The organism is Dokdonella sp. (assembly GCF_039926425.1).
Lineage (GTDB): Bacteria > Pseudomonadota > Gammaproteobacteria > Xanthomonadales > Rhodanobacteraceae > Dokdonella_A.
Map to the genome: position 1 here is coordinate 1 of NZ_JBDSWZ010000223.1, position 9,870 is coordinate 9,870.

12 protein-coding genes are annotated in these 9,870 nt (G+C 64.3%); 11 read left to right on the forward strand and 1 reads right to left on the reverse strand.

Features of this window, described 5'->3' with window-relative positions; genetic code table 11:
• Nucleotides 1-57: 57 nt before the first annotated feature.
• Entirely contained in the window at nt 58-1,053 is a 996-nt protein-coding gene (gene hemB, locus ABIV12_RS12870) for a porphobilinogen synthase (protein ID WP_348059897.1), read from the reverse strand.
• A 210-nt stretch (nt 1,054-1,263) separates the two neighbouring features.
• Here hemB and ABIV12_RS12875 point away from each other — a divergent pair, with 210 nt between their 5' ends.
• The 11 genes from ABIV12_RS12875 to rpmG all read left to right on the forward strand — a co-directional run.
• Nucleotides 1,264-1,722: a hypothetical protein gene (locus ABIV12_RS12875; RefSeq protein WP_348059899.1), complete on the forward strand. Its 459-nt coding sequence runs from the start codon at nt 1,264-1,266 to the stop codon at nt 1,720-1,722.
• A gap of 85 nt (nt 1,723-1,807) precedes the next feature.
• Entirely contained in the window at nt 1,808-2,479 is a 672-nt protein-coding gene (gene rsmG, locus ABIV12_RS12880) for a 16S rRNA (guanine(527)-N(7))-methyltransferase RsmG (RefSeq protein WP_348059901.1), read from the forward strand.
• On the forward strand, nt 2,476-3,264 hold the full coding sequence (locus ABIV12_RS12885) for an AAA family ATPase (protein WP_348059904.1): 789 nt from the start codon (nt 2,476-2,478) through the stop codon (nt 3,262-3,264). The genes rsmG and ABIV12_RS12885 overlap by 4 nt, the downstream gene beginning before the upstream one ends.
• A gap of 14 nt (nt 3,265-3,278) precedes the next feature.
• Nucleotides 3,279-4,154, forward strand: a complete 876-nt coding sequence (locus ABIV12_RS12890; RefSeq protein ID WP_348059906.1) for a ParB/RepB/Spo0J family partition protein — start codon at nt 3,279-3,281, stop codon at nt 4,152-4,154.
• A gap of 130 nt (nt 4,155-4,284) precedes the next feature.
• The gene (locus ABIV12_RS12895) at nt 4,285-5,061 is read left to right on the forward strand and encodes a plastocyanin/azurin family copper-binding protein (protein ID WP_348059908.1); all 777 of its coding nucleotides are present in this window, start codon (nt 4,285-4,287) and stop codon (nt 5,059-5,061) included.
• Between the two features lie 57 nt (nt 5,062-5,118).
• Entirely contained in the window at nt 5,119-5,634 is a 516-nt protein-coding gene (locus ABIV12_RS12900; RefSeq protein ID WP_348059910.1) for a sigma-70 family RNA polymerase sigma factor, read from the forward strand.
• Nucleotides 5,621-6,361 (forward strand): DUF3379 family protein, encoded by a 741-nt coding sequence (locus ABIV12_RS12905; RefSeq protein WP_348059912.1) that lies wholly within the window; start codon nt 5,621-5,623, stop codon nt 6,359-6,361. The genes ABIV12_RS12900 and ABIV12_RS12905 overlap by 14 nt, the downstream gene beginning before the upstream one ends.
• 89 nt (nt 6,362-6,450) lie before the next feature.
• Nucleotides 6,451-7,167 (forward strand): glycosyltransferase family 2 protein, encoded by a 717-nt coding sequence (locus ABIV12_RS12910; protein ID WP_348059914.1) that lies wholly within the window; start codon nt 6,451-6,453, stop codon nt 7,165-7,167.
• 51 nt (nt 7,168-7,218) lie between these two features.
• Nucleotides 7,219-9,222 carry a hypothetical protein gene (locus tag ABIV12_RS12915; protein WP_348059916.1) on the forward strand — a complete coding sequence of 668 codons (2,004 nt, stop codon included), beginning with the start codon at nt 7,219-7,221 and terminating at the stop codon, nt 9,220-9,222.
• A 264-nt stretch (nt 9,223-9,486) separates the two neighbouring features.
• Nucleotides 9,487-9,723 (forward strand): 50S ribosomal protein L28, encoded by a 237-nt coding sequence (gene rpmB, locus ABIV12_RS12920; RefSeq protein WP_348059917.1) that lies wholly within the window; start codon nt 9,487-9,489, stop codon nt 9,721-9,723.
• Nucleotides 9,724-9,736: 13 nt separating this feature from the next.
• Nucleotides 9,737-9,870 (forward strand): 50S ribosomal protein L33 (rpmG, locus tag ABIV12_RS12925; protein ID WP_348059919.1); only part of this gene is annotated, 134 nt, incomplete at its 3' end.

Consider the following 9,870-nt stretch of genomic DNA (forward strand, 5'->3'; position numbering starts at 1 on the left):
TATTTGTTGCCCTTGCCGAGGTTGCCGGCCGAGCCGACCGCGTCGCGGAAAGGGCCATCAGTGCGGGGCGCGCAACCAGCGCGCCGCATCGAGGGCGAAATACGTCAGCACCGCGTCGGCGCCGGCGCGACGGATGCCAGTGAGCGCTTCAAGCACACACGCGCGCTCGTCGAGCCAGCCGTTTTGCGCCGCCGCTTTCAGCATGGCGTATTCGCCGCTGACCTGATACGCGAATGTCGGCACGCCGAACCGTTCCTTCACGCGTCGAACGATGTCCAGATACGGCATCGCCGGCTTGACCATGATCATGTCAGCGCCCTCGTCGAGATCGAGCGCCACTTCGCGCAGAGCCTCGTCGGTGTTGGCCGGGTCCATCTGGTAGGTATATTTGTTGCCCTTGCCGAGGTTGCCGGCCGAGCCGACCGCATCGCGGAAGGGGCCGTAGAACGCAGACGCGTACTTGGCCGAATACGCGAGGATGCGCGTGTGGATCTGGCCCGACGATTCGAGTGCCGCGCGAATCGCGCCGATCCGCCCGTCCATCATGTCGGACGGCGCCACGATGTCGGCGCCGGCTTGCGCGTGTGAGACCGCCTGCTTCATCAATGCGGCAACGGTGGGATCGTTGACGACGTAACCCGCGTCATCGACAAGACCGTCCTGGCCGTGGGTGGTGAACGGATCGAGCGCGACGTCGGTGATGACCCCGAGCTCGGGGAACTCGTTTTTCAGCGCCCGGACAGCGCGCTGCGCGAGACCGTCGGGGTTCCATGCTTCGCGCGCATCGAGCGACTTCGCTTCGGGCGGCGTGACCGGGAACAGCGCGATCGCCGGGACGCCGAGCCGGTGTGCCTCTTCGGCGACGCGCAGCAGCCTGTCGATCGACACGCGCTCAACCCCCGGCATCGAGGCAATCGCCTGGCTGACGTCGCGACCCTCATGCACGAACGCCGGCAGGATCAGATCGGCGGGCGTGAGGTCGGTTTCACGCATCAGGGAACGCGAAAAGGCGTCGCGGCGCATGCGGCGCATGCGCGTGTTCGGAAAGGACATGGCGGGCAGACCGGGATTACAGTCGGAAAGTCGGCATTGTACGCGCGCCACCGCGTCGGCCTTTCCGAACCGGAATCGCTTGAAAACGGCCCGAAATCATCCTTCGCCGATCGCCAATGGGCAAAACTGTTAAGCGTTCGTTAGTTTAGGAGCCGTTAACATGGTCCACTTCATGCAAGCGTGATCGACACGCAACGAAGAGCCAAGTCCATGTTGTCCCCGATTGTTCTCACCGCTTTTTGCTCGCTGACCTTGCTCGTTCTCGCCTCGGTCCGGCGCATTCCTCAAGGCCATGTCTACGCGTACCGCCGGATGGGCGGCCACGTGCGCATCGTCGGTGCTGGAACCCACCTCATCATGCCGCTGGTCGAGCGCGTCACGCACAAGATCAGCTTGGCGGGCGCCGCAGTCGCGGTTGAAAGGTTGACGCGGGACGACAGCACTTACCGCGGCGTGGTGTATTTCCAGGTCCTCGACCCGGAGCGCGCAGAAGTGGTGATGGAGGATGTGGAGGAACGCTTGCGTGCTGCCACCCACCGGTTGTTCAGCGCGCACGACCTGCCCCTGACACTCGAAGAGCGTCGCGCTGCGATCAAGCAGGCGCTCAACGCCGAACTTCGCGAATGCGGGCTGCTGATCGCGCGCGTCGACTTGTCGCTGCAGTCCTGATCCGCAGAAGGGCCGTCGGCACGGCGATGGATTTTCGCGCCGCCCACACCGATACTGCGCGCCCTCGAATCGTCTGCGAGCTCCCATGGCTGACCGCGATCCGCTGCGGCAACGCCTCGACGCCGGCCTGACAGCGCTGCAACTGGACTTGTCCGGCGACGTCGTCGAGGCGTTGCTGGCCTACGTTGCGCTGCTTGCACGCTGGAACGCGACCTACAACCTCAGCGCCGTGCGTGATCCGGCGGAAATGGTCACGCGCCACCTGCTCGATTCACTCGCGATCGTTCCACTGGTGAGCGGGGCGACCCTGGCAGATCTCGGCACCGGTGCCGGCTTGCCCGGCATCCCGCTGTCCATCATTGCCCCCGAGCGTGCGGTGACGTTGGTCGATTCGAATGGCAAGAAGACGCGCTTCCTGCGTGCCGCAGTGCGCGAATTGGGCCTGAAGAACGTGACCGTCGCCGAGAAGCGCGTGGAAGCGGTCGACGGCGCATTTGACTGCATCACTGCGCGCGCGTTCGCGAGTCTGGCCGACATGCTCGCCTGGGGCGGGCATCTGCTGGCGGCCGACGGTGCGTGGCTGGCGTTCAAGGGTCGGTTCCCGCAGGATGAACTCGCGCAGGTTCCACCTGCGTTCCGAATCGACGAAATCCGCGCGCTGGCCGTCCCCGGTTTGGACGCGGAGCGCCACGTCGTGGTAATCAAGCGGGCCCGGAGCTCGGCGACGGGCGATCAAGGGCAGGCTGGTTCCACATGACACGCATCATCGCGGTAGCGAACCAGAAGGGCGGGGTCGGCAAGACCACGACGGCCGTCAATCTCGCCGCCGCGCTGGCCGAAACGCGGCGCAAGGTGCTGCTGATCGACTTCGATCCGCAGGGCAACGCGACGATGGCATCCGGCGTGGACAAGCGCACGGCAAAGCCGAACGGCTGCGAAGTGCTGCTCGACGAGGCGCCGATCGACGCGGCCATCGTGCGGACGGAAGGCGGCTTCGATCTTTTGCCCGGCAGCGGCGACCTCACCGCCGCCGAGCTCAAGCTGATGGACGGCCTCGCGCGCGAGTCGCGCCTGAAGGAACAGATCGCCAAACTCGGTGATCGCTACCAGACGATCCTGATCGACTGCCCGCCGACGCTGCACCTGCTGACGATCAATGCATTGACCGCAGCGCACGGCGTGCTGATTCCGGTGCAGTGCGAGTATTTCGCGCTGGAAGGCTTGTCGAGCCTGCTCGACACGATCAAGGCGGTCCGCATGCGACTCAATCCCCAGCTGGAAGTCGAGGGACTGCTGCGCACGATGTACGACGTGCGCAACAATCTCGGCAACGAGGTCTCGCTCCAGCTGACCAAGCATTTCGGCGACAAGGTGTTCCGCTCGATCATCCCCCGCAACATCCGCCTCGCCGAGGCCCCCAGTCACGGCAAGCCGATCAATCTCTATGACCGCGAATCGCGCGGCGCGATTGCCTACCTCGGCCTCGCCGGCGAGATGCTGCGGCGCGAACGCGGCCCGACCGCCAGCGTCGCGGCGCACTGAACCCAGGAATTTCGATGGCAGCGAAGAAACGCGGACTCGGACTCGGACGCGGCCTCGATGCGCTGCTTGGGGGCGGCGACGCCGCTGCCGAGGCCGGTGGCGAACAGGACGGTGAACTGCGCACGCTGCCGGTTGGCGCGATCCAAGCCGGAAAGTTTCAGCCCCGGCAAGCTTTCGATCCGGAAAAAATCGAGGAGCTGGCCGCATCGATCAAGGCGCAGGGCCTGATCCAGCCCGTTGTCGTCCGCGCGATCGGCAAGGATCGCTACGAACTGATCGCGGGTGAGCGCCGCTGGCGTGCGGCGCAGAAGGCCGGTCTGGACGAGATCCCGGCGCTGGTGAAAGTCGTTGGCGACCAGGCGGTCGTCGCGATGGCGCTGATCGAGAACATCCAGCGCGAGGACCTTTCGCCGCTGGAGGAAGCGCAGGCGCTGTCGCGGCTGATCGAGGAATTCGGGCTCACTCATCAGCAGGCGGCCGATGCGGTCGGGCGCTCGCGCGCCGCGGTGTCGAATCTGCTGCGGCTGCTGGATCTGCCGGCCGCGATCAAGCGCCTGCTCGACGAGCGCAAGCTCGACATGGGACACGCGCGTGCGCTCGCGACCCTGCCCGAAGTCCGCGCGGTGGCACTCGCACGTGAAGCAGCAGAAAAAGGCTGGTCGGTGCGCGAACTGGAGGCCGCGGTGCGGCGCTCGCCTGCAACCACCGGTGGCAAGAGATCCGCATCTGGTGCCGCGCGTGACCCGAACGTGGCCGCGCTCGAACGGGAGCTGGCGGAAAAACTCGCCACGCGGGTCAGCGTCGCGCACGGGAAAAACGGGCGTGGCAAGGTGGTGATCCACTACCACAGCCTCGACGAGCTCGAAGGGATCCTTGCGCACCTGCGCTGACGCTCCGTCACAAAAAATCACGTCGGCGCTGGGGGTTTTCACTCTCGCGTCTTGGGTGGCGGTCCTGCATGCTGCGTCGGCCGTGGGGCGGTAAGCCACGCGGCCTACGGCCACCCATCGGAGATCCGTCATGCGCCGCCTTCACTTCACTGCAGCGAGCATTCTTGCGTTTGCGTCTTTTTCCGCCGTTGCCGCCGACCACGTCGTCGTCGCGCGCAATGGACCCGGTGGCCGAAACTTCGATCCGGCGACGCTCACGATCAACGTCAACGACACCGTCACGTTCAAGAACGACGTTGCCGACCTCGGCTTCCACAACGTCAAATCCGACACGGGTGTCTCGCCGGCCTTTCGTTGCGCCGCCGGGTGCGACGGTGACGGTGCTGGCGGAAATGGCGCTGCCTCGGCCGCCGCCTGGAGCGCGACGGTGACATTTGCGACGGCGGGTACGGTCGGCTATTTCTGCGAGATCCACGGCAACTCGGGCGGGGTCGGCATGGCCGGCGTCATCACGATTGTCGGCGGCGCAGGCTCGCCTTCCGTCATCGTCGACCCGACCGCGATCAGCGGAACCGCCGCAGTGGGCAATTCGACCACCAGCAACCTGGACATCGCAAACGCCGGCGATGCGACCCTCGACTGGACGCTCGACATGGCCGCCACAGACTGCTCCACACCGGCGACGGTGCCATGGCTTGGCGTGGCGCTGGCGAGCGGATCGGTGCCGGCCGCCGGATCGCCGTCCATCGTCGGTGTGACGCTCGACGCGGCGAGCCTCACCGAAGGGGTCTACGACGCGAACCTGTGCCTGCACAGCAATGACAGCGCGCACAGCCTGGTGGCGATCCCGGTAGAATTCACGGTCACCACGCCGGACCTCATCTTCGAGGACGGCTTCGAGAGTTGACGCGAACGCATGACGGCGGTTGAAAGCCCTGACGATGATCCCCGGTCCCTTGCTGGTGTGAGCAACCGCCAGCAACAGTTCGAGGCCCTCGTGCGTGCGCATTCAACCGAGTTGTACCGATATGCGTACTGGCTCTGCGGTCAGGATGCGCTCGCGCAGGATCTGGTGCAGGAGACCTTCCTGCGCGCGTGGCGCTCGCTCGATTCGTTGCGCGAAAACGTTGCGGCGAAGGCCTGGTTGACCACCATTCTTCGCCGCGAGAATGCACGGCTGTACGAGCGCAAGCCGATGCCGACCACCGATATCGCCGATCTCGAGCTCAGCGACAGCGGGCCGAGCCCGGAGGATCTGGGCGAGGATTCGGTGCTTCGCGCAGCGATCGGCAAACTCGAACCGAAGTATCGCGAACCGCTGGTGCTGCAGGTGCTCGGCGGATTCTCGTGCACCGAGATCGCGCGCCAGCTCGACATCACCGAAGCCGCCGTGATGACGCAGGTCTTCCGCGCGCGACAGAAGTTGAAGACACTGCTTGGTGGCGGTGAGAAGGAGGCGGTGCTGTATGGACTGCCTTGAGTTCCGTCGCCAGCTCGGAGCCGATCCGCGAACCCTCGACCGGGCCGCGCGCGCGCACCTGGACGGATGCGCGGGCTGCACCGAGGCGCACTCGCGAGCACTGGCGTTTGAAGCGCGGTTGGCGAATGCGATGGCGGTTCCGGTTCCTGACGGATTGGCCGATCGCATCCTGCTCGCTCAACTGACCGGCGATCGACAGCGTCAGCGGAACGTACGACGTCGGGTGACATGGGTAGCGCTCGCAGCAGCGGCGTCGCTCGTGCTTGGCGTCGGCTTGTTGCGCCAGTCCGGCTCATCGCTGCCCAGTGCGGCGTTGCCTGATCTGGTGGCCGCCCACGTGATTGCTCCGGATGAGCGCGACGCGTTGCAAAAGACGGCAGCACTGCCCACCGACGACATTCGCCATGCGTTCTCCGACCGCGGCGTCACGCTTGCGTCGGTCCCGGCCGACGTGGCCTACGTCAGCGAATGCGGCATCGGCAAATTTCGCACCGTGCACATGGTGATGCCGGAAAGCGGTGCGCCGGTCAGCGTCGTCTACGTGGTCGAGCATCGTGCGAAAGCGACGCAGGATTTCCAGCGCAGTGGTCTTGCCGGCCGCGAAGTGCCGATGGCGAATGGCACGCTGGTGATGCTGGCGCCCGATTCCGGTCGTTTCGACGCACTCGAGCACAGCTGGCGACTCGCGATTGAAGGCTCCCCGAACATCTCCGCCGGCGCGTTCTGACACCCGTTCTGTCTCTGCGGATGGCGACTCGCTGCGATGCGCGCGCGCCTGAGGGATAATGCACGTCTTTCGTCCGTCCCCGGAACGCCATGCCCGATCTTTCCGTCGTCGTGCCCGTGTTCAACGAGCGCGACAACATTCCGCCCCTGCTCGCCGAGATCGCGGCTGCGCTGCGCGGCCGCGCAGATTTTGAAATCGTCTACGTCGACGATGCGAGCAAGGACGATTCCCTTGCTGTCCTGACGCACTCCAAATCGGCCTATCCCGAGCTTCGCGTGATCCGGCACGTCAGCCAGAGCGGTCAGAGCACGGCGATCCGTAACGGCGTCAAGGCGGCGCGCGGCAGCTGGATCGCGACACTCGATGGCGACGGTCAGAACGACCCGGCGGATATTCCGAAGCTGCTTGCGATGCGCGCCGAATCCCAGGCGGCGATCAAGCTGTTCGCCGGGTGGCGGGTCGACCGCAAGGACAGTGGCAGCAAACGCTGGGCATCCCGCTGGGCCAATGCGATCCGGTCGCGCCTGCTGCACGACGACACGCCCGACACGGGCTGCGGCATCAAGCTGTTCGAGCGCGCCGCGTTTCTCGACCTGCCCTACTTCGATCACATGCACCGGTATCTGCCCGCGCTGATGCAGCGCGCGGGATGGCACGTGCTGAGCGTGCCGGTGAACCACCGTTCGCGCGGCGCCGGCGTGTCGAAGTACAACAACCTCAATCGCGCGCTCGTCGGCATCGCGGACCTGCGCGGCGTCGGATGGCTGATCAAGCGCTCGAAGCGGACCGTTACGGAAGAGCTTTGATCATAACCGCGATGTTTCCGTGAAAAATCCGAATCGCGCAAGGACTGCAGCATGAACCTCGACACCGTACGCCCCAAGCCCCGAAACCTCGCAGTCGCGCTCGCTCTCAGCTGCCTGCTGTGCACCTTGTTCGGCGACGCCCAAGCTTCGCAGATCGATTTGCCAGGCCCTCCCGGTACGACGAATTTCGGGCGCGTGAAGGCGCTGCCGAACGGCAATATCGTGGTGATTGCCGAATACACACCTCCAGGCACGCAAGATTCATTGGGTGCCGTTTTTCTCTATCGATCTTCCGGCTCACTGATCAGCGTACTGACCGGTTACGGCATTGGCAGCGGGAGCCTCCAAGTGGTGCGCGACAGCGACTTCGTCGTTTGCAGTCCTCGCTGGAGCAACAGCAGCGCAACCCATGACATGGGCGCAGCGACTTGGGTTGACGGAAATATCGGTCTTGATGGCATGGTGTCGGCGAATAATTCCATTGTTGGCGCGCATGACAGCGATTCGGTTTGCGTTGGGGGAGTAACCGCGCTGACGAATGGCGACTACGTTATCAGTAGCCCGAACTGGGGGAGTGACGTCACCCACCCCATCGGAGCGGCAACCCATTGCGCACGCGGCGGCTGCGTCGGAACGGTCAACGCGTCCAACTCGTTGACCGGCAATGCGGATGGCGACGAAGTTGGGCTCGGAGTCATCGCGCTCAGCAACGGCAACTATGTTGTCGCCAGTCCATGGTGGAGCAACAGCACGACGCGGTACGTCGGTGCTGTCACGCTGTGCTCCGACGGCAACGGGTGCACAGGCGCGGTCACGGAAGCCAATTCCCTGACAGGATCCACCGACTACGATTTGCTGGGTCAGTTCGGCGACGGCAATGACGCTGCGGGTGTCATTCCGTTGAGTGGTGGCGATTTTGTCGTCAAAGATCAAAATTGGCATGATGAACGCGGCGTACCTGTGGGTTCCGCGACTCATGTGAGCGGAACCTCAGGCCTGGTCGGTCGAGTGTCAACGCAAAATTCGCTCGTCGGAACAAATGACGGTGACTTCGCGCAGTCGCGCATCACCGCGTTGACCAACGGAAACTACGTCGTGCATACACCCTATCGTGATGCGGGCGCCCTCGCGGATGTTGGCGCCTCGACATGGTGCGACGGCAAGGCGGGATGCGTTGGTCCGTTGTCGGAGGCGATTTCGCTGCAAGGTTCGATCGCCAATGACCGTGTTGGCTGGGGGCCGCAATCAGGCGCACTCACAGACGGCAACTATGTGGTCACAAGTCCTTACTGGAGCAAGGATGGAATTTCTAAGGTCGGCGCGGCAACGTGGTGCAGCGGAGTCACCGGTTGTTCGGGACCCGTTTCGGCTCTGAATTCGCTGGTCGGCGGCGCGCCCTACGATATTGTCGGGAGTGCAGGGGTGACGCCCCTTCCGAACGGTCGATATGTTGTCAGCAGTCCCTATTGGGCGAATGGGACTGTGGCCCGGGTCGGAGCTGCGACATGGTGCGACGCGGGCGGCGACGCTTGCGTTGCACCGGTCTCGCGTGCGAATTCCTTGACGGGTTCTGCGGAGAATGACCTCGTGGGTAACTGGCAAGCGACCGCATTGACGAATGGGAACTACGTGGTCTACAGCGGGCAGTGGAACCTTGATGGAGCGCGGGTTGGCGCCGTCACTTGGGGAAGCGGCGCATATGGCAGCGTTGGTCGGGTGTCTACCGACAATTCATTCACGGGTATCACGACCGACGAGAGTCAAGGGTTTCCACGCATGACGGCTGTCGCCAATGGCAACTACGTCATCACGTCGCCCAGTCGAAGCAACGGGGTGATCTGGAATGCCGGGGCAGTCACCTTTCTCCGCGGGTTTGGCCCGCAGAACGGGAGCATCGACCGCAGCAACAGCGTGATTGGCCAGGTCGAGGGCGAGGGAGCATCGCTTTCATTCGATTACGATGCGATCAGCGACGTCCTTGTGGTCGGCAAGCCTGCCGAGAACGTGGTGACGCTCCTTAAGCTCGATGAGCTGTTCTTTGCTGACTTTGATTGAGGCAATCCGCGTCGCAACTGAAGGGAAGGCGGCGGGCGGCGTGGCTGGAATAGCCCCCGCCGGAGCGACCTCTTGCCGCAAACCCATGATTCCGCTATAAAGCGCGGCTAGCTTTGCCGTTCTCAAGCCTCAGGGGCACGCGGAATTCCGGTATGCGGTCCGCCCGCGTCGTCCGGCCGAGCTATTCCAGCATCGCATGGCGCATCGCCGCCGCTGGGCCGCCGCCATCCTGGCCAAGGGTGGAAACGAAAACTCGAGGTTCGCATGTCCAGAGTCTGTCAGGTCACCGGAAAGGGCGCGCAGTCCGGTAACAATGTTTCGCACGCCAACAACAAGACCCGGCGCCGCTGGCTGCCGAACCTGCACGAGCGCCGCTTCTGGATTCCCAGCGAGAACCGCTGGATTTCCCTGCGCGTGTCCAGCCACGGGCTGCGCACGATCGACAAGCGCGGTATTGAAGTCGTCGTCGCCGAGCTGCGCAAGCGCGGCGAGAAGATCTGAGGAGCACTGAATCATGGCATCCAAGCGCGACAAGATCCGTTTGATCTCCACCGCCGGCACCGGTCACTTCTACACGACCGACAAGAACAAGAAGAACACGCCGGACAAGATGGAAGTCAAGAAATACGACCCGGTCGTGCGCAAGCA

Bases quoted from the DNA above. Each gene is read 5' to 3' on its own strand.
- hemB (WP_348059897.1), bottom strand. From the start codon at position 1,053: ATGTCCTTTCCGAACACGCGCATGCGCCGCATGCGCCGCGACGCCTTT.
- ABIV12_RS12875 (WP_348059899.1), top strand. From the start codon at position 1,264: ATGTTGTCCCCGATTGTTCTCACCGCTTTTTGCTCGCTGACCTTGCTC.
- rsmG (WP_348059901.1), top strand. From the start codon at position 1,808: ATGGCTGACCGCGATCCGCTGCGGCAACGCCTCGACGCCGGCCTGACA.
- ABIV12_RS12885 (WP_348059904.1), top strand. From the start codon at position 2,476: ATGACACGCATCATCGCGGTAGCGAACCAGAAGGGCGGGGTCGGCAAG.
- ABIV12_RS12890 (WP_348059906.1), top strand. From the start codon at position 3,279: ATGGCAGCGAAGAAACGCGGACTCGGACTCGGACGCGGCCTCGATGCG.
- ABIV12_RS12895 (WP_348059908.1), top strand. From the start codon at position 4,285: ATGCGCCGCCTTCACTTCACTGCAGCGAGCATTCTTGCGTTTGCGTCT.
- ABIV12_RS12905 (WP_348059912.1), top strand. From the start codon at position 5,621: ATGGACTGCCTTGAGTTCCGTCGCCAGCTCGGAGCCGATCCGCGAACC.
- ABIV12_RS12910 (WP_348059914.1), top strand. From the start codon at position 6,451: ATGCCCGATCTTTCCGTCGTCGTGCCCGTGTTCAACGAGCGCGACAAC.
- ABIV12_RS12915 (WP_348059916.1), top strand. From the start codon at position 7,219: ATGAACCTCGACACCGTACGCCCCAAGCCCCGAAACCTCGCAGTCGCG.
- rpmB (WP_348059917.1), top strand. From the start codon at position 9,487: ATGTCCAGAGTCTGTCAGGTCACCGGAAAGGGCGCGCAGTCCGGTAAC.